This window comes from Streptococcus oralis (assembly GCF_023611505.1).
GTDB lineage: Bacteria > Bacillota > Bacilli > Lactobacillales > Streptococcaceae > Streptococcus > Streptococcus oralis_CT.
Genome location: NZ_CP097843.1, coordinates 616997 through 641630 on the forward strand (window position 1 = coordinate 616997; position 24634 = coordinate 641630).

Annotated in this window: 24 protein-coding genes; 17 read left to right on the forward strand and 7 right to left on the reverse strand. The window is 41.9% G+C overall.

Features of this window, described 5'->3' with window-relative positions:
- Nucleotides 1–103 precede the first annotated feature (103 nt).
- The 4 genes from M9H69_RS03310 (at nucleotide 104) to M9H69_RS03325 (ending at nucleotide 8407) form a co-directional block, all read left to right on the forward strand.
- Nucleotides 104–4615 (forward strand): S8 family serine peptidase, encoded by a 4512-nt coding sequence (locus tag M9H69_RS03310; RefSeq protein ID WP_250315901.1) that lies wholly within the window; start codon nucleotides 104–106, stop codon nucleotides 4613–4615.
- A 323-nt stretch (nucleotides 4616–4938) separates the two neighbouring features.
- A complete protein-coding gene (glyQ, locus tag M9H69_RS03315; protein WP_000038736.1) occupies nucleotides 4939–5856 on the forward strand; it encodes a glycine--tRNA ligase subunit alpha in 918 nt (305 codons plus the stop codon).
- A 212-nt stretch (nucleotides 5857–6068) separates the two neighbouring features.
- Nucleotides 6069–8105, forward strand: coding sequence for a glycine--tRNA ligase subunit beta (gene glyS / locus M9H69_RS03320; RefSeq protein WP_250315902.1), 2037 nt, complete (start codon nucleotides 6069–6071; stop codon nucleotides 8103–8105).
- 44 nt (nucleotides 8106–8149) lie between these two features.
- Nucleotides 8150–8407, forward strand: coding sequence for a DUF896 family protein (locus tag M9H69_RS03325; protein WP_000377481.1), 258 nt, complete (start codon nucleotides 8150–8152; stop codon nucleotides 8405–8407).
- 83 nt (nucleotides 8408–8490) lie between these two features.
- Here M9H69_RS03325 and M9H69_RS03330 read toward each other — a convergent pair whose 3' ends face one another.
- The 3 genes from M9H69_RS03330 to M9H69_RS03340 are packed head-to-tail and all read right to left on the reverse strand — an operon-like array spanning nucleotide 8491 to nucleotide 11306.
- Entirely contained in the window at nucleotides 8491–9735 is a 1245-nt protein-coding gene (locus M9H69_RS03330; RefSeq protein WP_000673667.1) for an NAD(P)H-dependent oxidoreductase, read from the reverse strand.
- A gap of 17 nt (nucleotides 9736–9752) precedes the next feature.
- A complete protein-coding gene (locus M9H69_RS03335; RefSeq protein WP_250315903.1) occupies nucleotides 9753–10358 on the reverse strand; it encodes an NADPH-dependent FMN reductase in 606 nt (201 codons plus the stop codon).
- A gap of 18 nt (nucleotides 10359–10376) precedes the next feature.
- Nucleotides 10377–11306, reverse strand: a complete 930-nt coding sequence (locus tag M9H69_RS03340) for an FAD:protein FMN transferase (RefSeq protein ID WP_284453903.1) — start codon at nucleotides 11304–11306, stop codon at nucleotides 10377–10379.
- A 307-nt stretch (nucleotides 11307–11613) separates the two neighbouring features.
- Between M9H69_RS03340 and nox the strand changes: the two genes are divergently transcribed.
- From nox to pdxT, 3 genes are all read left to right on the forward strand, one after another.
- Nucleotides 11614–12993 carry a H2O-forming NADH oxidase gene (gene nox, locus M9H69_RS03345; protein WP_250315905.1) on the forward strand — a complete coding sequence of 460 codons (1380 nt, stop codon included), beginning with the start codon at nucleotides 11614–11616 and terminating at the stop codon, nucleotides 12991–12993.
- A gap of 150 nt (nucleotides 12994–13143) precedes the next feature.
- Nucleotides 13144–14019: a pyridoxal 5'-phosphate synthase lyase subunit PdxS gene (pdxS, locus tag M9H69_RS03350; protein WP_250315906.1), complete on the forward strand. Its 876-nt coding sequence runs from the start codon at nucleotides 13144–13146 to the stop codon at nucleotides 14017–14019.
- Entirely contained in the window at nucleotides 14020–14601 is a 582-nt protein-coding gene (gene pdxT / locus M9H69_RS03355) for a pyridoxal 5'-phosphate synthase glutaminase subunit PdxT (RefSeq protein WP_250315907.1), read from the forward strand. It abuts the gene before it with no gap.
- Nucleotides 14602–14620: 19 nt separating this feature from the next.
- On the opposite strand, the gene trhA is transcribed toward pdxT, so the two are convergent.
- Nucleotides 14621–15268, reverse strand: a complete 648-nt coding sequence (gene trhA / locus M9H69_RS03360; RefSeq protein ID WP_001097972.1) for a PAQR family membrane homeostasis protein TrhA — start codon at nucleotides 15266–15268, stop codon at nucleotides 14621–14623.
- On the reverse strand, nucleotides 15265–15711 hold the full coding sequence (locus M9H69_RS03365) for a DUF1836 domain-containing protein (RefSeq protein WP_250315908.1): 447 nt from the start codon (nucleotides 15709–15711) through the stop codon (nucleotides 15265–15267). Before M9H69_RS03365 ends, trhA begins: the two co-directional genes overlap by 4 nt.
- Before the next feature lie 134 nt (nucleotides 15712–15845).
- Between M9H69_RS03365 and M9H69_RS03370 the strand changes: the two genes are divergently transcribed.
- The 7 genes from M9H69_RS03370 to trxB all read left to right on the forward strand — a co-directional run bounded on the left by M9H69_RS03370 (nucleotide 15846) and on the right by trxB (nucleotide 20200).
- Nucleotides 15846–16340 (forward strand): GNAT family N-acetyltransferase, encoded by a 495-nt coding sequence (locus M9H69_RS03370; protein WP_000405849.1) that lies wholly within the window; start codon nucleotides 15846–15848, stop codon nucleotides 16338–16340.
- Complete coding sequence (locus M9H69_RS03375; protein WP_198006243.1) at nucleotides 16337–16852, forward strand: methylated-DNA--[protein]-cysteine S-methyltransferase; 516 nt, start codon at nucleotides 16337–16339, stop codon at nucleotides 16850–16852. Before M9H69_RS03370 ends, M9H69_RS03375 begins: the two co-directional genes overlap by 4 nt.
- A 12-nt stretch (nucleotides 16853–16864) precedes the next feature.
- Nucleotides 16865–17221, forward strand: coding sequence for an arsenate reductase family protein (locus M9H69_RS03380; protein WP_250315909.1), 357 nt, complete (start codon nucleotides 16865–16867; stop codon nucleotides 17219–17221).
- A 156-nt stretch (nucleotides 17222–17377) separates the two neighbouring features.
- Nucleotides 17378–18178: an amino acid ABC transporter permease gene (locus M9H69_RS03385; RefSeq protein WP_061597820.1), complete on the forward strand. Its 801-nt coding sequence runs from the start codon at nucleotides 17378–17380 to the stop codon at nucleotides 18176–18178.
- Nucleotides 18178–18921 (forward strand): amino acid ABC transporter ATP-binding protein, encoded by a 744-nt coding sequence (locus M9H69_RS03390; protein WP_061597819.1) that lies wholly within the window; start codon nucleotides 18178–18180, stop codon nucleotides 18919–18921. Before M9H69_RS03385 ends, M9H69_RS03390 begins: the two co-directional genes overlap by 1 nt.
- A 77-nt stretch (nucleotides 18922–18998) precedes the next feature.
- A complete protein-coding gene (locus M9H69_RS03395) occupies nucleotides 18999–19223 on the forward strand; it encodes a DUF4059 family protein (protein WP_000926603.1) in 225 nt (74 codons plus the stop codon).
- Between the two features lie 65 nt (nucleotides 19224–19288).
- Nucleotides 19289–20200, forward strand: coding sequence for a thioredoxin-disulfide reductase (gene trxB / locus M9H69_RS03400; protein WP_250315910.1), 912 nt, complete (start codon nucleotides 19289–19291; stop codon nucleotides 20198–20200).
- Between the two features lie 36 nt (nucleotides 20201–20236).
- Here trxB and rlmB read toward each other — a convergent pair whose 3' ends face one another.
- Nucleotides 20237–20965 (reverse strand): 23S rRNA (guanosine(2251)-2'-O)-methyltransferase RlmB, encoded by a 729-nt coding sequence (gene rlmB / locus M9H69_RS03405; RefSeq protein WP_195215510.1) that lies wholly within the window; start codon nucleotides 20963–20965, stop codon nucleotides 20237–20239.
- Nucleotides 20966–21009: 44 nt separating this feature from the next.
- On the reverse strand, nucleotides 21010–21621 hold the full coding sequence (def, locus tag M9H69_RS03410) for a peptide deformylase (protein ID WP_250315911.1): 612 nt from the start codon (nucleotides 21619–21621) through the stop codon (nucleotides 21010–21012).
- A gap of 155 nt (nucleotides 21622–21776) precedes the next feature.
- Here def and M9H69_RS03415 point away from each other — a divergent pair, with 155 nt between their 5' ends.
- The 3 genes from M9H69_RS03415 to M9H69_RS03425 are packed head-to-tail and all read left to right on the forward strand — an operon-like array spanning nucleotide 21777 to nucleotide 24584.
- On the forward strand, nucleotides 21777–23096 hold the full coding sequence (locus tag M9H69_RS03415; RefSeq protein ID WP_250315912.1) for a CapA family protein: 1320 nt from the start codon (nucleotides 21777–21779) through the stop codon (nucleotides 23094–23096).
- A gap of 23 nt (nucleotides 23097–23119) precedes the next feature.
- Entirely contained in the window at nucleotides 23120–23947 is an 828-nt protein-coding gene (locus M9H69_RS03420) for a Cof-type HAD-IIB family hydrolase (RefSeq protein WP_250315913.1), read from the forward strand.
- Between the two features lies 1 nt (nucleotide 23948).
- Nucleotides 23949–24584: an SGNH/GDSL hydrolase family protein gene (locus M9H69_RS03425; protein WP_250315914.1), complete on the forward strand. Its 636-nt coding sequence runs from the start codon at nucleotides 23949–23951 to the stop codon at nucleotides 24582–24584.
- Nucleotides 24585–24634 lie beyond the last annotated feature (50 nt).

Consider the following 24634-nt stretch of genomic DNA (forward strand, 5'->3'; position numbering starts at 1 on the left):
TACATACGCAAATATTACATTTTTGTGACAATTCAGATTTTTATGAAAATTTTTGATTATTTGCGTTATAATGGGTATACTTTAAAGAAAAAGGAGATTATTTATGGATAGACGACAACGTTTTTCATTACGGAAATACAAATTTGGTCTTGCTTCAGTTTTGCTGGGGACTGCTTTGGTTTTTGGAGCAAGTCAAGTTAATGCCAATGAGCAGAGTACAGGTGAAAATCAAGCTCAAACTCAGGAAATCAAGACAGAGATAAAAGATGATAAACACTCAAGCTCTTCAACTGACCAAACCAATACTAATGTGATAGCTCCAGTAGCTGGAGAGAAACAGGAAGTTGAAACTTCTAAAGAGGATGCTAGTAAACAAGATGCTAGGGTAGAAGCCCCAGTTGATAAAACTGTCGAATCTCAAGAATCAGGAAAAGATAGCGCAGTTGCAAATGAAGAAAATCAAGGTGTCGTCCAAAAAGAAACAACAGTCGATACGACTACTGCGCCTGCCACTGAGAAGGCCTCTACCATAGAGAAAAAAGAGACTCAAGCAACGACAGCTCCTAAAACTACTGGAGAAACAACAACCACTGAAAAAGAACAAGAAAAAACTGAGTCTGCAAAACCAAATAGTCTTTCAAGCAATGATATCATCACAGTACCGAAAACTTGGAAGGCTGGTTACAAGGGGACAGGGACCGTTGTTGCCATAATTGACTCTGGGCTTGATTTGAATCATGAGGTTCTTCGAATTTCGGATCCGTCAAAAGCAAAATTTAAAAACAAGGAAGCCATCGAAGCAGCTAAAAAGGCTGCTGGAATCGACTACGGTAAATGGTATAGCGATAAGGTTGTCTATGCCTATGACTACTTTGACGGAACAAATAAGATCAAAGAAGCAGAAAGAACTTCTCATGGGATGCACGTAACAGGGATTGCAGCTGGAAACCCTGATAAAGAAGCACCGAATGGTGAAAAGGTCTATGGTGTTGCACCAGAATCCCAAGTCATGTTTATGCGTGTCTTTTCAGATCGCCAAAAGACGACCAGTTCGGCTCTTTATGTAAAGGCGATTGATGACGCAGTTGCCTTGGGAGCAGATGCTATTAATATGAGTTTGGGATCTAGCACTGGTTCTATGGTAGATGCTGGTTCTGATATTGTGGATGCTATCAAACGGGCTCGTGCCAAGGGAGTTTCTGTTCTTATCTCAGCAGGAAATAGCAATACATTCGGAAATGGTTATTCAAAACCACTAGCTGAAAACCCAGACTATGGCTTAGTTGGAAATCCATCCACTGTTGAAGACTCAATTTCAGTTGCTTCTGTCAACAACAAAACATTGACAACAGCGGTTTTTGAAGTCAAAGGTCTAGAGGGAAATGCCGGCCTTCATAACGGAAAATTTGATTATAATCAACCTGAGGCAGATAAGGACTTTGAAAAAGGAAAAGAGTATGAATATGTCGAAGCAGGGTTAGGTCGTGAAGAAGACTTTGCGAAGTTGGATTTAACTGGGAAACTGGCCCTCATTCAGCGTGGAGCCATGAACTTTTCAGAGAAGATCAAAAATGCACGAAAACACGGTGCAGTTGGTGCTTTGATCTACAATAATGTAGAGGGCGCAAACATCAATATGGCTATTGATGATGAAGCAAAGAAAATTCCTTCTGTATTCATTTCTAAACAGTATGGTGAAGCCTTAAAATCAGGAAAATATAAGATTGTTTTTAATGACAAGATGGATAATCGCCCTTCTGATGTAGCCAATCAGCTATCTGACTTTTCAAGTTGGGGAGTGACTACTGATGGACAATTGAAACCAGACGTAACAGCTCCTGGTGGCAATATCTACTCATCCTTTAATGACAATACCTACGGTAGTATCAGCGGAACCAGTATGGCGGCTCCTCACGTTACGGGTGTTGCAGTTCTGGTTAAGGAATACCTTCAAAAACACCATCCAGAATTGACTCCTGAGCAAGTATCAGAGACTGTCAAGGCCTTGATCATGTCAACTGCAAAACCACATGTTAATAAGGACACAGGCACTTATACCTCTCCTCGTCAGCAAGGTTCTGGTATTGTGGATACAGCTGCTGCAGTTTCAACCGACCTCTATGTAACGGGTGAAAATGGTTATCCAAGCGTGACTTTAGGAAATGTTGGAGACCAATTTACTTTCAAGGTCACTGTACACAATATTTCAGATACTGACCGTACTCTCAAGATGGTGGTGAATACCAATACAGATGAAGTCCAAGATGGAAAATTCACCCTTCGACCTCGAAAACTAACGGAGACAGTCTGGCCTGAAGTGACGGTCAAAGCCCACAGCAGTCAAACAGTCACTGTTAAAGTGGATGCTCGAAAATTTGCTGCTGAACTCAGCAAACAAATGCCAAATGGCTATTTCCTTGAAGGGTTTGTTCGCTTTGTAGATCCAGCAGATGATGGGGATATTGTAAGTCTTGCATTTATGGGCTTCCGAGGTGAATTCCAAAATCTCCCCGCTGTCGAAAAACCAATTTACAACCTTGTTCGAGAAGGGAAAAACGGATTTTACACGGAAGTAGACAAGGAAAATCCTGCAGTTAACTACTCTAATGATGCGACCTATCTAGCAACCTTGCAAAATGACCTTCTTGTTTCTCAAGGCCAACGCCAAGGACGCAGAATTACCGTTCTTGGGATTGAACAAAATGCTGAAGGTAAGCATGTTCTTCAGTTGGATGAAAAAGGGAATGTCCGTATTGCCATTTCTCCAAACGATGATGGAAACAAAGATCTGGTTGAATACAAAACGGTTGCTTTGAGAAATCTTGTAAATCTTCGGGCAACAGTTTATGCAGCTACGGATACCAAGCATGAACATCCTATTTGGGAGGGCGATGCAAGGGATCTCCGTAAGAATTATTTTGATGGAGACAGTAGAAATCTGAAGAGCTATATTTTAGATAATACTGCTTGGAGAGGTCAAGATTTTGATGGCAATACCGTTGCGGATGGTTTATATGACTATGTTATCAGTTATACACCAGACGTTCCAGGTGCCAAAGAACAATACACGACCTTTAAAATTCAAATTGATACTCAAAAACCTGTCATCACAAGTGGATATATTCGCTTTAAAGATGGAAATCAAGAATTCGTAGCTCGCAAACCAAAAGACGTTGGTCAAGGCGGTATCCTTTCAGAAAAAGTCTTCTATATTACACCATTTGACCAGAAAGGGACCATGGTTCTAACTGGGAAAGACCAGTCTGGAATGCGTGCGTTTGAAAACACCCATCTAATCAAGGCCAATGCTGACGGTAGTTATACACTTCCTAAGGATGTTGACAAGGCTAATATTTACTATCTTGTAGAGGACTATGCAGGAAATGTAGACTATATCTCGCTTGCTGAACTTGTGCGCGATCAAAATAGTGGTCGAGTGAAAATCGCCTTGAAGGATGCGAAAACAAACCAAGATATTGATACCCTCTACGTCTATCGAATTAAAAATAGCGAGGGGCAATATGTTGATGTCGACAAGTCAAAAGCGATTCATTTCTTACAGTTTGGTCATTATACGGCAGAAATTTTCAGTTATGACCGAACAGAATTGAAATTTATCAGTGCCTTGTCCCAAGAGTTTGACCTGACGGAAGAAAATAGTTTCCAAACCATTACCTTCCTAGCAAAACTCCTAGAGTATGCACCAGTATCTGTTTCCTTCAATCAAGCAGTTCCAAAGACAACTACAGTAGTTCTGAAAGGAGAAGATGGGACAAGTATCACTCTTCCTGCTGAAAAATACGGTCAATACGCCTTCGGTAAGAAAGTTGCTATAGGTCGTTATACTGTAGAGATCGGCTTACCGACTGGATATGAACTCCTTGAAAATCTCGTTTCCTTGCTCGTTCATCCAGGTCGAAATAATGCTTTGCGCCTATCTGTTGTGTCTAAGTTGGCCTTGATTGCTGCGGTAAATCAACAAAAAGAACTGGTAGAAACGTCTCGTTACTTTAATAGTAGTGCAGATAAGAGAAAAGCTTATGACCAAGCTTTCCAAGTGGCGCGGTCAGCCTTGTCAAGCAAGTTGAAACAAGAATTGATTGATGGAGTTCTCGCTAGTCTTGAAGCTGCTGGTAAGGCTTTGGATGGAAAAGATTCGAACGTGGCAGCCTTGAAAGAAGCTATGAAAGCTTACTATGCAACGACTAAAACTGGACGATATGCTAATGCCAAGGAAAAAGTACGTCGAGCTTATGATCGTGCCTTCCAAGAAATCGCCTTACTTGCTGTGGATCCTAAAGTCAAACAGGATCAAATTGACCAATCTCTCATTGTCCTAGCAACAGCTAAAAGCAAACTAAATGGCAAGGCCACAGACTTCTCTAGTTTAAAGAAACTGGTCAAGGATGAACGTCTCTTCCAAGAAAAGAATGCGAGATTTATCTATGCAGATAAGAAAGAAAAAGCAGCTTATCTTCTAGTCTTTAAAGAAGCACAGGAACTCTTAAATGATCCAGGAGCGAGCCAAGAAGATGTCAAAGATGCCATTACAGCATTGAAACAAGCCAAGAGAAATCTGCATGGCAAAAAACCAAAAGCAAGAAGACATCCTTAAACAGGAGTTTCTGAAGCTTTACTGATAAATGAGTCTGAAACTTTGTTTTCAGACTCATTTTTGGTTTACACTAGCTAGGAAATCTGCTATAATACTAGCTAGGAAAGAAAGTCTTATGGCGTTCTTCAAGCGAGCTTGGGATAGTGGGAGCCAAGTAGGACAAGGTAAGAAACTGGCGCTTTCTGTCGTATTTTTTAAAACAATGAAGTAATAAATTAGGGTGGAACCGCGTTTCTGACGCCCCTAGGTCACAGACTTAGGAGTAAAGACACGGTTCTTTTTGTATCCAAAGTCACAAGAATTTATAAAAAAAGGAGTAAACAATGTCTAAAAAATTGACTTTCCAGGAGATCATCCTTACCTTGCAACAATTTTGGAATGACCAAGGTTGTATGCTTATGCAGGCTTATGATAATGAAAAAGGTGCGGGGACGATGAGTCCTTACACTTTCCTTCGTGCTATCGGGCCTGAGCCATGGAATGCGGCTTATGTAGAGCCATCACGTCGTCCTGCTGACGGTCGTTATGGGGAAAACCCTAACCGTCTCTACCAACACCACCAATTCCAAGTGGTTATGAAGCCATCTCCATCAAATATTCAGGAACTTTACCTTGAATCTTTGGAAAAATTGGGAATCAATCCTTTGGAACACGATATTCGTTTCGTTGAGGATAACTGGGAAAATCCATCGACTGGTTCAGCTGGTCTTGGATGGGAAGTTTGGCTTGATGGGATGGAAATCACTCAGTTCACTTATTTCCAACAAGTTGGTGGATTGGCAACTGGCCCTGTGACTGCGGAAGTTACCTATGGTTTGGAACGTTTGGCTTCTTACATTCAAGAAGTGGACTCTGTCTATGATATCGAGTGGGCCGATGGCGTAAAATATGGAGAAATCTTCATCCAGCCTGAGTACGAGCACTCAAAATATTCATTTGAAATTTCGGATCAAGAAATGTTGCTTGAAAACTTTGATAAGTTTGAAAAGGAAGCTGGTCGTGCCTTGGAAGAGGGCTTGGTTCATCCTGCCTATGACTATGTTCTCAAATGTTCACACACTTTTAACCTGCTTGACGCGCGTGGTGCCGTATCTGTAACCGAGCGTGCGGGCTATATCGCTCGTATCCGTAACTTGGCCCGTGTCGTAGCCAAAACCTTTGTCGCAGAACGCAAGCGCCTGGGTTATCCACTCTTGGATGAAGAAACAAGAGCTAAACTCTTAGCAGAAGACGCTGAGTAAAGAGAGTGACAAATTGCGAAAATGGGCGAACAGAGTGAGCCCTTAGCCAGTTGCCGCAGTGATGAAGGTATCCTTAGTGAAGCTAAGGATACTAGGCAAAATTGGAGACTTTTGGCTCCAATTTTAGCAATGAAACAACGAAGTTGGTTGCTTGCGTGCCAATCACATAAGGCAAACTGGAAAATAAAAAGATACTTTTTGGAGAAAAAAATATGACAAAAAACTTATTAGTAGAACTCGGTCTTGAAGAGTTACCAGCCTACGTAGTAACTCCAAGTGAAAAACAACTAGGTGAAAAAATGGCAGCCTTCCTCAAGGAAAACCGCCTGTCTTTTGAAGCCATTCAAACTTTCTCAACACCACGTCGTTTGGCTGTTCGTGTGACTGGTCTTGCGGACAAACAGTCTGATTTGACAGAAGATTTCAAGGGACCAGCAAAGAAAATTGCCTTGGATGGTGATGGAAACTTCACCAAAGCAGCTCAAGGATTTGTCCGTGGGAAAGGCTTGACAGTTGAAGATATTGAATTCCGTGAAATCAAGGGTGAAGAATATGTCTATGTTACCAAGGAAGAAGTGGGCCAACCAGTTGAGAACATTGTTCCAGGTGTTGTAGATGTCTTGAAGTCCTTGACTTTCCCTGTCAGCATGCACTGGGCTAACAACACTTTTGAGTATATCCGCCCTGTACACACTTTGACAGTTCTCTTGGACGAGCAAGAGTTTGATTTGGATTTCCTTGATATCAAGGGTGGTCGTGTGAGCCGTGGTCATCGTTTCTTGGGACAAGAAACCAAGATTCAGTCAGCATTGAGCTATGAAGAAGACCTTCGTGCACAGTTTGTAATCGCGGATCCTCGTGAACGTGAGCAAATGATTGTTGACCAAATCAAGGCAATCGAGGCAAAACATGGTGTACGTATCGAGATTGATGCTGACTTGCTGAACGAAGTCTTGAACTTGGTTGAATACCCAACTGCCTTCATGGGAAGTTTTGATGCCAAATACCTTGAAGTTCCAGAAGAAGTTTTGGTGACTTCGATGAAGGAACACCAACGTTACTTTGTTGTTCGTGATCAGGATGGTAAACTCTTGCCAAACTTCATTTCTGTTCGTAATGGAAATGCAGAGTATTTGGAAAATGTCATCAAGGGTAATGAAAAAGTCTTGGTTGCCCGTTTGGAAGACGGTGAATTCTTCTGGCGTGAAGACCAAAAATTGGTTATTTCTGACCTTGTTGAAAAATTAAACAACGTCACCTTCCACGAAAAGATTGGTTCCCTTCGTGAACACATGATTCGTACAGGTCAGATTGCCGTCCTTTTGGCGGAAAAAGCTGGTTTATCAGTGGATGAAACGATTGATCTTGCCCGCGCAGCATCCATTTATAAGTTTGACTTGTTGACAGGGATGGTTGGTGAGTTTGATGAACTCCAAGGAATTATGGGTGAGAAATATGCCCTTCTTGCTGGTGAAACTCCAGCAGTTGCGGCTGCCATTCGTGAACACTACATGCCTACATCAGCGGATGGAGCTCTCCCAGAGAGCAAGATCGGAGCCATTCTAGCCATTGCAGACAAATTGGATACGATTTTGAGTTTCTTCTCAGTGGGCTTGATTCCATCAGGTTCTAATGACCCTTATGCCCTTCGTCGTGCAACGCAAGGTGTAGTTCGTATTTTGGATGCTTTTGGTTGGCACATTGCTATGGATGAGTTGATTGATAGCCTTTACACTTTGAAATTTGACAGCTTGACTTATGGAAATAAAGCAGAGGTCATGGACTTTATCAAGGCTCGTGTTGATAAGATGATGGGTTCAACTCCAAAAGACATTAAGGAAGCGGTTCTTGCAAGCTCGAACTTTGTCGTGGCGGATATGTTGGAAGCAGTAAGTGCTCTTGTAGAAGCAAGCAAAGAAGAAAACTTCAAATCATCTGTCGAATCTCTCTCACGTGCTTTCAACTTGTCTGAGAAAGCTGAAGGATCTGAAACAGTTGATTCTGCTCTTTTTGAAAATGAAGAAGAGAAAGCCTTGGCGGAAGCAGTAGAGTCACTCGTTTTATCAGGGACTGCAAGTCAGCAATTAGAACAACTCTTTGCGCTTAGCCCAATTATTGATGCTTTCTTTGAGAATACTATGGTAATGACCGATGATCAAGATATTCGTCAAAATCGATTGGCCATCTTGTCGCAATTAACCAGGAAAGCAGCTAAGCTTGCACGCTTTAACCAAATCAATACCAAGTAGACTCTCTATTAAACAAACTGTATCTTTTTACAAAGGAGATAAACATGGATTCAAAAAAAATCGCTCGTATCAACGAGCTCGCTAAAAAGAAAAAAACAGAAGGCTTAACTTCTGCTGAAAAAGTGGAACAAGCTAAACTTCGTGAGGAATACATTGAAGGATATCGTCGTGCTGTTCGTCACCATATTGAAGGAATTAAAATTGTGGACGAGGAAGGAAATGACGTAACGCCAGAAAAACTACGCCAAGTGCAACGTGAAAAAGGTTTACATGGTCGTAGTTTGGATGATCCTAACTCATAAAATGAAAGGGGTTTGTAGATGATTTACAATCCCCTTTTCTGTTGCAATAAAAAAAAGGAGCCATTTGGCTCCTTTTGTGTTTCTTAGTTGCTTGCGCCAGAAGTAGCGTCTGCGCCACCACCGTGGCCTCCAGCGTCACCTGAATCAGAAGCACCAGAAGTAGCATCAGCATCCCCATGACCTCCAGCGGCAGGAGCAAATGGTCCGCTACCACCTACCAAACGTTGACCAGTCTCTTTTAGGTACCAGTCAAGCCATGGTTGGAAGTTAAAGACAATTTCATTGATACCAGCGTATGATCCGTCAGGATAGTACATCGCTTGGTAGTTGTGGGTGTTGATGACACCTGCAGGAGAACCTGGAACGATTGTACGGACGTATTCTTGGTTTCCGTTACGAAGTGTTCCGATAACCCACTCTACATTCTTCATACGTGCTGGTGGAAGAGAATTGTGAACAGTCGACATACGGTTACCTGATTGAGGTGGTACACGTTTGGCAAACATGGTGTCTGGATCTTGGTGAGCGTTATTGTAGTAGAGGAATTGGTTGTTATCGTCAGCGTATGTCAATTCAAATGGCATAGCTTTCAAGAACATATCAATTTGGTTAACTGTCAGGATACCGTGGTCCAGTTTGACATAGGTATCACCAGAAACAGCTCCAGTGATTGCAGCAACTTTTTCTACCCATTCTGGATCGTCAGGATCAACTTCTGTGATGGTTGTAGCGATTGGTTTTCCACAATCCAAGTCTTCTGGTTCGATTGGTTTTGGTTTTTTCAATTTCGAAACGACTCCTACGTATTTTACAAAGTTATCTAAGCAAGTTTCAAGGAATTTAACAGTTCCTTCATTGGTGATATTTCCGTCGTTATCAAAAGCTTCCTTAGCTTTACCAAGAAGGAATTCGTTACCTGGAAGCGTGTAGGCATTAACACCTGGAGCGTCAAGGATTTTACGAAGGTGAACTTGGGCACGTGATGTTCCTTGGTCATAGTATGATGCACCCACAATCATAACAGGCTTGTTTTCAAATGGATGAACTTCGTATGAAAGCCATTCGAGTACAGATTTGAGTGAAGCTGAGATAGTGTGGTTGTGCTCAGGAGTAGCGATAATGACACCATCAGCACGTGTAATCTTGTTATACAAGAAACGCAATTGGAAGCTTTCGTCCCATTTTTCGTCTTGGTTAAACATTGGAACTTCGTCGATTTCAAGAACTTCTAATTCAAATTTGAATTTGAAATTTCGACGGATAAATTCCAAGAGTTTGCGGTTATATGATTGATCGTAGTTTGATCCAACAAGTCCAACAAATTTCATTCTTTCGGTCTCCTATCTTACAAATTTTCCCAGTCGAATTCTTCAGCATCTTTGCGAAGCAATTCTTGTGCATTGCGCAATTTCTCAGTAATCTTCACAAAGATACGGAAGTCATCAAAGATGGCATCAAATTTTTTAATAACATCAAGGTCAACCAAGTCGCCACTTGGGTTAAATGCTTGAAGAGAGTGAGAAAGCAAGAATTCATCTGGTAGAACATTTGCCTTAATTTCAGGAGCGTTCAAGATTTGACGAAGCTGCAATTGGGCACGAGATGAACCAAGTGTACCATAGGAAGCACCAGTGATCATGATTGGTTTGTTCAAAAGTGGGTAGATACCGTAAGATAGCCAAGCAAGAGCGCTCATCAAAACTGCAGGGATAGAGTGGTCGTACTCAGGAGTACCGACAATCACACCGTCAGATGCTTCAATTTTAGCAGCAATTTCAAGAATTTCATCTGGAAGTTGCTTATCTGCTGGCTTATTGAAAACAGGGATATCCTTGATTTCAACGAGTTCAATTTCAGCTTTATCAGCAAAGTGTTTTTGCATGTATTGGAGCAGTTGGCGGTTTGTAGAACGTTTAGAGTTCGTTCCAACAATGGCAATAAGTTTTAGCATGAGATTTCCTTTCTCTTTTTACATAATACAATTTTGAAGGCCTGAAGAACATGCAAGGCGTCCCTCTTTGTCGATGAGGATGGCTTCAATCCCATCTATACTTTCGACTTGCCAGAGGATAGAAGCGCTTCGTTCTCCGAAAAGGCGGGTTGTCCAAATCTCACCATCAATGGATTTACTAGAGACAATCGTTAGGCTAGCAAGATTGGTTTCGACAGGAAATCCTGTCTCACTATCAAAGATATGGTGATAGTCTTTTCCATCTACTGTCAGGTGACGTTCATAGATACCTGAAGTAACAACGGATTTGTTAGAAGCAGGAATGGTTAGGAGATGATTGCCACGAGGATTTCGCGGATCTTGAATACCGATTTGCCAGGCTTTCCCTTCTTTGGCTTGGTTATTCCCGATGGTGAGGATATTTCCTCCGAGATTGATCAAGGCAGAGGTGACACCGTGTGTTTTCAAATACTGGGCAACCTTATCTGCACTATAGCCCTTGGCTAAACAACCTAAATCAAGCTTCATTCCTTTCTTCTCTAAAAAAATAGTAGAGTTAGTCGGATCCAACTTAATAAAATGCGGGTTAACTAGAGGCAAGACAGCTTCGATTTCGTTTAACTCTGGAAGTCGTGCATCTGCAAAGCCGATTCGCCAGGTTTGAATCAAGGGACCGATACTGATATTTAGATGGCTAGAGGGAGCTAGGCTGTGCTCTAGTCCAAGAGCAATCAGTTCAAACAGGTCAGGATGAACCTTAACAGGTGTGATTCCAGCCTGGTAGTTGATTTCCATCAGTTCGGATTCTTGACTATTGGCGTTGAAGCGGTATTCGAGCTCTTTGAGCAAGTCAAAAGCGCCCTGAAGCAGGATTTCTGCCCGCTCATCTACTAATGAAATCGTGATAGTTGTTCCCATTAGCCGTTCAGAACGTGAATGAAGAGGCAAGCTACCAGCTCCTTTCTTTTCATAGGAAATCATTCAATATAAGTTGGTTAAAGAAAAATTAAACCCCTTACATTTTATTTCCATATAACTAGCATACCATAAAGTCAGCGTTTTCACAAATGAATTTTGACAAAAAGTCAAGAAATATGCTCAAAATTAGAACGAAAACGATAGAAAAATAAGGCCTGTTAATAATAAGTGTATTTTTTTCTGAAAAAAAGAGAATTCTGAGCAAATGTCTTGTAAACGCTAACAGTAAATGATATACTAGAATAGTAAATCAAAAATTAAAGGTAGGAATTTTTCTATGAGTAAAATCGTTGTAGTTGGTGCTAACCACGCTGGTACAGCTTGTATTAATACGATGTTGGATAACTTTGGTCATGAGAACGAAATCGTAGTATTTGACCAAAACTCAAATATTTCATTCCTTGGTTGTGGAATGGCGCTTTGGATCGGGGAACAAATTGATGGCCCAGAAGGTCTCTTCTACTCTGATAAAGAAAAATTGGAAGCAAAAGGTGCTAAAATTTACATGAACTCACCAGTTCTTTCAATTGACTACGATAACAAAGTTGTGACTGCTGAAGTTGAAGGTAAAGAACACAAAGAGTCTTATGATAAATTAATCTTTGCTACTGGTTCAACTCCAATTTTGCCTCCAATTGAAGGTGTTGAAATCGTTAAGGGCAACCGCGAATTCAAAGCAACTCTTGAAAATGTACAATTTGTTAAGTTGTACCAAAATGCAGAAGAAGTCATCGAAAAACTTGCTGACAAGAGCAAACACCTTGAGCGCATTGCCGTTGTTGGTGGTGGTTATATCGGTGTTGAGCTGGCTGAAGCTTTCGAACGTCTTGGAAAAGAAGTGGTGCTTGTTGATATTGTAGACACTGTTTTGAACGGCTACTATGACAAAGACTTTACCCAAATGATGGCGAAAAACTTGGAAGACCATAACATCCGCTTGGCACTTGGTCAAACAGTTAAAGCAATCCAAGGTGATGGTAAAGTTGAACGCTTGGTAACAGACAAAGAAACATTTGATGTGGATATGGTGGTTCTTGCTGTTGGTTTCCGTCCAAACACAGCTCTTGCAGATGGTAAGATTGAACTTTTCCGCAACGGTGCCTTCCTTGTAGACAAGAAACAAGAAACATCTATCCCAGGTGTATACGCTGTTGGTGACTGTGCAACTGTTTATGACAATGCTCGTAAAGATACAAGCTACATCGCTCTTGCATCTAATGCTGTACGTACTGGTATCGTTGGTGCTTATAACGCTTGTGGACATGAATTGGAAGGAATCGGTGTGCAAGGTTCAAACGGTATTTCAATCTATGGTCTTCACATGGTTTCAACTGGTTTGACTCTTGAAAAAGCAAAAGCAGCAGGTTACAATGCAACTGAAACTGGCTTTAACGATCTTCAAAAACCAGAATTTATGAAGCATGACAACCACGAGGTTGCCATCAAGATTGTCTTTGACAAAGACAGTCGCGAAATTCTTGGCGCTCAAATGGTATCACGTGATTCTGCTATCAGTATGGGAATCCATATGTTCTCGCTTGCTATCCAAGAACATGTGACAATTGATAAGTTGGCATTGACAGACCTATTCTTCTTGCCACATTTCAACAAACCATACAACTACATTACAATGGCTGCACTTACAGCTGAAAAATAACAATAGCTGAGCTATCTGGCCTTAAATTAAGGTCAGATAGTTTTTTATGTTACTGTACCCAGACAATTATTGTTTTTCTATCTTGTACTTCATTCTAATCTGGCTTAAAATGAAATGGTAGCTACCAATACAAATGATGAGGATAAAGAAATGACTGAAAATCGTTATGAACTAAATAAAAACTTGGCACAGATGCTCAAAGGTGGGGTTATCATGGACGTTCAGAACCCTGAACAGGCTCGTATCGCAGAGGCTGCTGGTGCGGCAGCTGTTATGGCCTTGGAACGGATTCCAGCTGATATTCGTGCAGCTGGTGGAGTTTCTCGTATGAGTGATCCAAAGATGATTAAGGAAATCCAAGAAGCGGTCAGTATTCCAGTGATGGCCAAGGTCAGAATCGGGCATTTTGTTGAAGCTCAGATTTTAGAGGCTATTGAGATTGACTATATCGATGAGAGTGAAGTGCTGTCTCCAGCAGACGATCGTTTCCATGTGGACAAGAAAGAATTCCAAGTTCCTTTTGTCTGTGGAGCTAAGGATTTGGGTGAAGCCTTGCGTCGTATCGCTGAGGGAGCTTCCATGATTCGGACAAAAGGAGAACCGGGTACAGGAGATATCGTCCAAGCCGTTCGCCATATGCGTATGATGAATCAAGAAATTCGCCGCATTCAAAATCTACGCGAAGATGAGCTCTATGTGGCTGCCAAGGACTTGCAAGTCCCTGTTGAATTAGTCCAATACGTCCACCAACATGGAAAATTACCAGTTGTCAACTTCGCAGCCGGAGGTGTGACAACACCAGCAGATGCTGCGTTAATGATGCAATTGGGGGCAGAGGGCGTCTTTGTCGGTTCAGGTATTTTCAAGTCAGGCGATCCTGTTAAACGAGCAAGTGCTATTGTTAAAGCCGTAACCAACTACCAAAATCCTCAAATTTTGGCTCAAATCTCTGAAGACCTAGGGGAAGCTATGGTTGGAATTAATGAGAATGAAATCCAAATTCTCATGGCTGAGCGAGGAAAATAGATGAAAATTGGAATATTGGCCTTGCAAGGTGCCTTTGCAGAACATGCAAAAGTGATAGAAAAGTTAGGTGTTGTTAGTGTTGAAATCAGAAATTTAGAGGATTTTGAACAATATCAGAGTGACTTGTCAGGTTTGATTTTGCCAGGAGGCGAGTCTACGACTATGGGCAAACTCTTGCGTGACCAGGACATGTTGATTCCCATCCGAGAAGCTATTTTATCTGGACTTCCAGTTTTTGGTACTTGCGCAGGCTTGATTTTGCTGGCTAAGGAAATCACTTCTCAGGAAGAAAGTCATCTAGCGACTATGGACATAGTAGTTGAGCGTAATGCCTATGGGCGCCAACTAGGAAGCTTCTATACAGAGGCAGAATGTAAGGGAGTCGGTCAGATTCCCATGACCTTTATCCGTGGTCCGATTATCAGTAGTGTTGGAGAGGGTGTAGAAATTCTAGCAACAGTTGATAATCAAATCGTTGCTGCGCAAGAAAAAAATATGCTGGTAACCTCTTTTCATCCAGAATTGACAGATGATGCTCGCTTGCACCAGTGTTTTATCAATATGTGTAAAGAAAAAAGTTGAGAAAAGATTCTCAACTTTTTTACATGTAATAAACAATGGCGATGTACTGAAGTGCAGATGCCGCTAGGATAAAGAGATGCCAAATCATGTGGAAATAAGGTTTTTTCTTAGCGTAAAATCCAGCTCCAACTGTATAACAGAGTCCGCCAGTTACCATGAGACTCCAGAAAATTGGCGTTGTTTGACTGATAATGGCAGGAATGATAGCTAGAACCAACCAGCCCATAATCAGGTAAAGGGCAAGGCTGAATTTCTCATTGACCTTTTTAGCAAAGATTTTATAGAGGATGCCAAAGATGGTTGTTCCCCACTGAATGGCAATGATCAGATAGCCAAACCAGTTATTCATCAAAGTCAAGACGACGGGCGTATAAGAGCCTGCGATAGCCACATAAATCATAGAATGGTCGATGATTCGCAAGACGTATTTGTGGGTCGAACCATAGGCCATAGAGTGGTAAATGGTTGACGAGAGGAACATGAGAAATAGACTGATAACAAAGATAGAAACGCCAAAAGACGATAAAAATCCATGTGCTTCATAACTATAGGTGGATGAAATAGGGAGTAGGATGAGCATGATAACGGCACCTACAGCATGGGTCACGCTATTAGCAATTTCCTCTCCAAAACTGAGTTTTTTACTGAGCTTTAGACTGGTATTCATTGGTTTTCCTCCTCTTCTTTGATAAGGATTAAGTCCAGAGTTTGATGATAGAGTTTAACCGTTTGACAGCTAGTTTGGATAATAGGATTTTCTGGATCAATCCCATGGTTCATATAGTCCACAAAAGCATCGTAGAGCTGGTCTGAACTTGCTTGAGTTTGTAGAGTATTAAGTGTCTGGGCGATTTCTTGGATCGAAAAGACAGACTTGAGAGTAGTGATGGCAATCAAACGGGCAATCTGTTTGCGTTGGTATTTCTTCTTGTCAGGCTTTGTCAGGTAACCATGTTTGACATAGTTATTGACCATGGATGCTGTTAGCCCCTTGTCTTTATCTGGAGAGATAGGGGCACAGACTTGATTGACATAAAGCAAAACCTGATCCAGATAGAGGTCAATGTTTGGAATGTCTTCCCATTTTGGGTAGGAAAAGTTAGAATTCATTTCCAACTCCTTTTTATCTAGTTTCGATAACTAGATTATAAAATAATAAAAAATAAAAGTCAAGTTTCAACTGCTTGTAGAAAGCTTTAAATTATGCTATGATGAGAGAAATTAGTTAGAAATGAGGGGAAGAGATGGAGATTCGTTTAGCTTTTCCAAACGAAGTAGATGCGATTATGCAGGTGATGGAGGATGCCAAAAAGTGTTTAGCTAAGTCTGGTAGTGGCCAGTGGCAAAATGGCTATCCAAATGCTGACATCATTATTGATGATATTATCTCAGGCCAAGCTTATGTGGCCTTGGAAGAGGGAGAACTGCTAGCCTATGCTGCTGTGACCAAGAGCCCAGAGGAAGCCTATGAAGCCATTTATGAAGGAAGTTGGCAGGGGGAAGAATCAGAATATCTGGTCTTTCACCGTATCGCTGTGGCAGCAGATGTACAAGGACAAGGTGTTGCTCAGACTTTCCTAGAAGGCTTGATTGAAGGATTTGATTACCTAGATTTTCGTTCAGATACGCATGCACAAAACAAGGCCATGCAGCATATCTTTGAAAAGCTAGGTTTCCAACAGGTCGGTAAAGTTCCAGTTGATGGGGAACGCTTGGCCTATCAGAAATTAAAAAAATGATGGGAAAAAGGTACGCAAAAATGCTCTACCCGTCGCCAATTGGAACCTTATCCTTAGTTGCTGACGAGCAATATCTGTATGGAATTTGGGTACAGGACCAAACTCATTTTGAGAGAGGTTTGACAGCTGAACAGATAGAAGAGGTTGCCAGTCATCCGATATTGGATCAAATTGTTTCCCATTTAGATGTTTACTTTGATGGGCAATCCCAGGATTTGTCAAAACTACCCTTGGCTCCCATTGGGACGGATTTTGAAAAGTGGGTCTGGGCCTACTTACAGAGCATTCCTTATGGTCAAACAGTGACTTACGGTCAAATAGCGAAAGATTTGCAGGTGGATTCTGCCCAAGCTATTGGCGGAGCAGTGGGGCGTAATCCTTGGTCCATCCTCGTACCCTGTCACCGTGTGCTGGGATCAGGCAATCGTCTGACAGGCTATGCATCGGGAGTCGAAAAGAAAGCCTGGCTCTTGCAACATGAAGGTGCAGCATTTCAAGAAAATAAAAAATAGAAAGAAAAGAAGATGTTAGAATTTATCGAATACCCAAAATGTTCAACTTGTAAGAAAGCAAAAAATGAACTAGACCAACTCGGACTTGACTATCAAGATATCCATATTGTAGAAGAAACACCAAGTGAAGAAATGATCTTGAACTGGTTAGAAACTTCCGGTTTTGAAGTGAAACAATTTTTCAATACCAGCGGGATCAAATACCGTGAACTGGGCCTGAAAGATAAGGTGGGAAGTTTGTCAAAACAAGAAGCAGCCAAGCTTCTGGCTAGTGATGGCATGTTGTTAAAACGCCCAATCTTAGTGGAAAATGGTGCTGTTAAGCAAATCGGCTATAGAAAATCCTACGGGGAACTGGGCTTGAAATAGTTTTTATCTATCTCCTTGATAGGTAAAATATATAGCTTCCCTGTTTTAAAGTGTGATAAACTAGAAGGTAGACAAAGTCTGCTTTACCCGTAGCAAATAATTTGCTTGTGAGCAGAAGTATGGTAGAATGAATCATTATCAGGAGAGGATGTTTTTATGACTGTTACAACATTTTTAGCATCAGATTGGTACCAAAGTTTGATGCAGCTCATTCCGGATGGTAAGCTCTTTAGCTTGCGTTCGGTTTTTGATGGAATTCCAAGGATTGTCCAACAACTGCCTACAACCTTGATGTTGACGCTTGGAGGTGCGATTTTTGGCTTGGTGCTGGCCTTGGTTTTCGCCATTGTTAAAATCAATCGTGTTAAGATTCTATATCCCTTGCAGGCCTTTTTTGTCAGCTTCTTAAAAGGCACCCCAATCCTAGTCCAACTTATGTTGACCTACTACGGGATTCCACTTGCTCTGAAAGCACTCAATCAACAATGGGGAACTGGTTTTAATATCAATGCGATTCCAGCGGCGTTTTTTGCGATTGTGGCCTTTGCTTTTAATGAGGCGGCTTATGCAAGTGAAACGATTCGTGCAGCCATCCTTTCTGTTAACCCAGGTGAAATTGAGGCGGCGCGTAGTCTGGGTATGACTCGTGCTCAAGTTTATCGTCGTGTGATTATTCCCAATGCAGCGGTGGTAGCGACACCGACTTTGATTAACTCTCTTATCGGTTTGACCAAGGGAACTTCTCTAGCCTTTAGTGCGGGGGTTGTGGAAGTCTTTGCCCAGGCTCAAATTTTGGGTGGAGCAGATTATCGTTACTTTGAGCGTTTCATCTCCGTAGCCCTTGTTTATTGGGTAGTCAATATCGGAATTGAAAGCCTCGGTCGTTTCATCGAGAGAAAAATGGCTATTTCAGCGCCGGGTGCAGTATCTACAGATGTGAAAGGGGACCTTCGTTAATGATTAAGATTTCAAATTTAAGCAAATCCTTTTCAGGACAGACAGTCTTGAATCATCTAAACTTAGATATCCAAAAAGGTGAGGTAGTGGCTTTGATTGGTTCATCTGGAGCTGGGAAATCAACCTTTCTTCGTAGTTTGAACTACCTTGAAACTCCAGATAGTGGAACGATTCAGATTGACAATTTTAAAGTTGATTTTTCTCAGATTAGCCAAGAAGAAATCCTAACCCTTCGTCGCAAGTTGTCTATGGTTTTCCAACAGTTTAATTTGTTTGAGCGCCGAACTGCTCTTGACAATGTCAAGGAAGGTTTGGTTGTTGTTAAGAAATTATCGGACGAGGAAGCAACCAAAATCGCTAAGGAAGAGTTGGCCAAGGTTGGTCTTTCTGACCGTGAAAACCATTATCCTCGCCACTTATCAGGTGGACAGAAGCAACGGGTTGCCCTCGCGCGTGCGCTTGCTATGAAACCAGATGTCTTGCTCTTGGACGAACCCACTTCAGCCCTCGACCCAGAATTGGTCGGTGAGGTAGAAAAGTCTATTGCAGATGCTGCCAAGTCAGGTCAGACCATGATTTTGGTTAGTCATGACATGTCTTTTGTAGCCCAAGTTGCAGATAAGATTTTGTTCCTAGATAAGGGGAAAATCATCGAGTCTGGCACACCGGATGAAATCATCAATCATCCGAAAGAAGAACGAACAAAAGAATTCTTCGCTAGTTACAAACGGACTTATATTTGATATAATAGAAAAAGGAAAACTCAGTTAGTTGGACTAGCTGAGTTTACTCTTTAAAAAAGATAGAAACGAGAGAGATCATGCTGCTGCAACTGTTTTCTTTATATTTCGAGAGTTTGATCTTAACGACCATCCTGGTTGTAATTTTTTTGGGGATTTGGATTGGATTGAGAGCCATGTCTGGTGTGGACAAGACAGCCAAGGCTCGTCAAGCTCATCTCTATGATATGATTATGATTGGAGTTTTGGTCGTTCCGGTGTTATCCTTTGCCGTCATGAGTTTGCTCTTGGTTTTCAAGGCATAATCCTTGCGTGATCAGCAAGAATGAGTTAGAATAAAGATAGTTACAACAAGAAAGAAGGAATCAAAATGTACGATACGATTATTATCGGTGCTGGGCCTGCGGGAATGACGGCTGTCTTATATGCTGCCCGAAGCAATCTGAAAGTGGCTTTGATTGAAGGTGGTCTGCCGGGCGGGCAAATGAACAATACATCTGATATTGAAAACTATCCAGGTTATGCCAACATCAGTGGCCCTGAATTGGCTGAAAAAATGTTTGAACCACTTGAAAACCTTGGAGTGGAGCATCTTTATGGCTATGTTGAAAATATTGAAGACCAGGGGGACTATAAGAAGGTAATCACTGATGATCAAGTTTACGAAACCCGTACTGTCATCGTGGCAACTGGGTCAAAACACCGTCTCTTGGGTGTTCCCGGAGAAGAAGAACTGAATAGTCGTGGTGTTTCTTACTGCGCAGTCTGTGATGGAGCTTTCTTCCGTGACCAAGACTTGCTCGTAGTCGGTGGTGGAGATTCAGCGGTAGAAGAAGCTCTCTTCTTGACTCGCTTTGCCAAGACTGTTACTATCGTTCACCGTCGTGACCAACTTCGTGCTCAAAAGGTCTTGCAAGACCGTGCTTTTGCAAATGAGAAAGTCAACTTTATCTGGGACTCTGTAGTTAAGGAAATCAAGGGTGAAAACCGAGTAGAATCTGTCGTATTTGAAAATGTGAAAACAGGTCAAGTAACAGAGCAAGCCTTTGGAGGTGTCTTTATCTATGTTGGTTTGGATCCTGTTAGCGATTTTGTTAAAGAATTGAATATTCAAGACCAGTCAGGCTGGATTGTAACAGATAACCACATGAAGACAGCCATTGAAGGTATCTTTGCGGTTGGAGATGTTCGCCAGAAAGACCTTCGCCAAGTAACAACAGCAGTTGGGGATGGGGCTATCGCTGGTCAAGAAGCCTATAAATTTATCACAGAACATAGTTAAGCAAAAAAGTTTCCAATCAAGTGATTGGAAACTTTTTTATAGTCTGTTTCGGAAAACTTCGTACATGAGAATGGCTGCGGCCACACTTGCATTGAGACTTTGAACATGTCCATTCATGGGAATGGTAATCATCTCATCGACCTGTTTTTTGATGTTGCTAGAGATGCCTTTTCCTTCATTTCCGATGATGAGGGCGATTTTCCCTTTTGTATTCCACTTGTGGCAAGGAGTACCGTTCATATCCGTTCCAAAGGTCCAGAATCCTTCATCCTTGAGTTTTTCTAGGGTTTGACTGAGGTTGGTCACTCGGGCAATCGGTACATGCTCAATAGCACCTGTGGCCGTTTTGGCAACGACAGGAGTCACTCCGACAGCACGGTGCTTGGGAATGATGACACCTGAAACATTGGTCGCATCAGCAGTTCTTAAGATAGAACCTAGATTATGGGGGTCAGTTAGACCATCCAGAATCAATAGAAGTGGATTTTCCTCTTGACGTGTTTTTGCAAGGATGTGATCCAACTCGCTATAGGCAAATTCGGACACTCGTAAAACAAAACCTTGGTGGACAGCACCTTCGGTCATTTCAGAGAGGGATTTTTTTGAAGTCCAAGAAATGGATACCTTTTTCTCAGTAGCTAGTTCCTTGACTTTTTCAACATTCTTTCCCCTTAGATCTTCTTGGAGATAAAGTTTGTTTCCTGTGTTTGCAAGGAGGGCTTCTGTAACGGCGTGGACGCCATAGACAATATCATTTGTTTTCATGCCTCTATTATAACACAAAACCCCGTCTTGCAACGGGATTTTCTTTATTCGAGGATGAGGAGTCCATCTTTGATAGCAAAGGGATCTTTTTCATTGATACGATCGTAAAACATGATTCCGTTTAGATGATCAATTTCATGTTGGACAACGATAGAGTTGTATCCTTTGAGCTTGATACGGTGTTTTTCTCCGTCCTTGTCAAAGTAATCAACAGTGACACGGGCATGACGAACAACATAGCCTGGAACTACACGGTCGACAGATAGGCACCCTTCTCCTTCACCGAGGGCGGCGTCCTGAACAGAGTGAGAGACGATTTTTGGATTGTACATAACAGCTTGCAGGTCGTAGGCTTCCTGTGGAGTTTCACCTTCTTCCACAATATTTGGCACTAAAACAGCGATAACGCGTTTTGAGATATCTAACTGAGGAGCGGCCAATCCAACCCCACCGCGGAGCCCCATCTTTTCAGCTATAACAGGATCCTGAGAATTTTTGAGGAATTGCATCATCTTTTCTCCAAGGATGATTTCCTGGTCAGACAGTGGGAAAGTGACCTCCTTAGCAACCGCGCGTAAAGTCGGATTCCCCTCACGGATAATATCGTTCATATTAATTAAATGAGCAGCTTTTGTAATACGTTCTATAGCAGACATTTTCTCTCCTTTCATTACCTCTACATGATAACACAAAATAGACGAGAAAGAAAGTCACAGAAGTTCCTAAAAAATAATATAATAAACGGTATTCCTCTTTTGTCTGTGGTATAATAGAAGAAAAGGCTTGCAGTAAAAGCAAGGGGGGGATAAAGATGGAAAAGCGACAAGATAGACGGTCTCATGGTCCTATTTTTGGATTGTTGAAGAGTGGTATTGGTTTCTTTAGGAATTATAAATCTTGGACAAATGCTCAGTTTATTACGGTGTTGCTACTTGCAGTTACCTTGTCTATGGGGCTGAACTTGTTGGGCCAAGCAGTACAAGGGAACAAGGGAACAAGTCCGAGTGGTCAAACTCTTGATTCTGCTCGGACGTCTGGTCAATCCAAGGAAGATCAGTCTGATGAAACGACAGCCCGTATCATGGCAAATGGTGACCTTCTCTACCATATTCCTATCTACCGAACGGCTCTGAAAGAAGACGGTAGCTACGATTTCCACGAAAATTTTGAATATGTAAAACCATGGCTCAAGCAAGCGGACTTAGTGCTTGGTGACTTTGAAGGAACGGTGAACAAGGATCACTATTTGGCAGGTTATCCTCTCTTTAATGCACCTGGAGAAGTCATGGATGCGATCAAAGATGCAGGCTATCAAGTTCTAGACTTGGCTCACAATCACATCTTGGATTCTCAGATAGAGGGAGTGGTTTCGACAGCAGAAGCTATTGAAAAGGCAGGAATGACACCCATAGGAGTCTATACACATGAATCCCGTGACCAAGCTCCGCTAGTTATCAAGGAAGTCAATGGTATCAAGGTAGCTCTCCTGGCCTATTCTTACGGTTTTAATGGCATTGAGCAGTATATCTCTCAAGAGGATTATAATCGCTATCTTTCTGACCTGAATGAAGATAAGATGAAGGCAGAAATTGAACGAGCTGAGCAAGAAGCGGATATTACTGTCATCATGCCTCAGATGGGAATTGAGTACCAATTAGAACCAACGGAAGAACAGAAAACACTGTACCACAAGATGATTGACTGGGGAGCTGATATTATCTTTGGAGGGCATCCTCATGTCGTTGAACCTGCTGAAACCGTTGAAAAAGATGGTGACAAAAAATTGATCATCTATTCCATGGGAAATTTCCTCTCAAATCAACGCATTGAAACCATGCAAGACGAGGAAAATGCCAAATGGACGGAGCGAGGAGTTCTCATGGATGTGACCATTAAGAAAAAAGATGGCAAGACTAGGATTGAAACTGCCAAAGCGCATCCAACTTGGGTTAATCGAACTCCAAAAGGAACTTACTCTCCAGAAGGCTATCCGCTCTTCCTCTATCAGACCTATATCCTAGAGGACTTCATCGAGGGAGGCAGTCATCGTGATCAGTTGGACGAGGCGACCAAGGAACGAATTGACACGGCCTATAAAGAAATGAATGAACATGTAGGGTTGAAGTGGTAGGTGCTCACCCTAAAGGAGATAGGATGACGATTAAATTAATTGCAACAGACATGGATGGAACCTTGCTAGACCCGAGAGGTCAGCTGGATCTGCCCCGCTTGGAAAAGATTTTAGATCAGCTGGATCAAAGGGATATCCGTTTTGTCATTGCGACGGGGAATGAAGTTCATCGTATGAGAGAACTATTGGGACACTTGGCTGAACGAGTGATCCTAGTAGTTGCCAATGGGGCGCGTATTTTTGAAAATAATAAACTGATTCAAGCACAGACTTGGGATGATGCTATGGTTGACAAGGCTTTAGTTCATTTTAAAGGGAGGGAGTGTCGAGATCAATTTGTTGTCACTAGTATGAATGGGAGTTTTGTCAAGAAAGGAACTGTTTTTACAGAACTTGATAAATTTATGACTCCTGAGATGATTGAAAAACTCTATCGGCATACAAACTTTGTTGAAGAGCTCAGCTCGGACCTCTTCGGTGGAGTGTTAAAGATGAGCATGGTCGTCGGTGAAGAACGTTCTAGTTCTGTTTTGCAGGAAATCAATGATCTCTTTGATGGGCATGTAAGAGCTGTTTCCAGTGGTTATGGTTGTATCGATATCCTACAGGCTGGTGTTCACAAGGCTTGGGGATTGGAAGAATTACTCAAGCGCTGGAATTTGCAATCGGAACAAGTTATGGCTTTTGGTGACAGTGAAAATGATGTCGAGATGTTGGAGATGGCTGGTATTGCCTATGCGATGGAAAATGCAGATGATGAGGCCAAGGCAGTTGCGACTGCACTAGCACCAGCTAACAGCCAGGCTGGTGTTTATCAAGTTCTAGAAAATTGGTTAGAGAAAGAGGGATAAGGTGGCAGTACAGTTATTAGAAAATTGGCTCCTAAAAGAGCAGGAGAAGATTCAAACCAAGTATCGTGAATTGAATCAAGTTTCTGTTCTAGAGCCAGATGTAATTTTTATCGGCGATTCGATTGTAGAATACTACCCATTGCAAGAGTTGTTTGGGACTGCAAAGACGATTGTCAATCGTGGCATCCGAGGCTACCAGACGAAACTGTTATTAGAGAATCTAGATGCCCATCTTTATGGTGATGCTGTGGATCAAATTGTTCTCCTAATTGGGACAAATGATATCGGAAAAGATATTCCTATAAATGAAGCCTTGGATAATCTTGAGCGAGTGATCCAATCAATTGCCCGAGATTATCCGTTGTCACAAATAAAGCTCCTATCCATTTTGCCAGTCAATGAGGGAGAGAAATACAAGCAGACTGTTTATATCCGAACCAATGAAAAGATTAGAGAATGGAATCAAGCCTATGAGGCTCTAGTATCCGCCTATATGCAGGTAGATTTTGTGCCGATTTATGATAGTTTGACAGATTCAGAAGGGCAACTCAAAAAAGACTATACAACAGATGGCCTCCATCTAAGTGTAGCCGGTTATCAAGCCTTATCGGAAGCCTTAAAAGAGTATCTTTTCTAAAGAGGTGGCTTGATTTTGCATTTTTTATGAAGATAGGTTATAATGGTTCT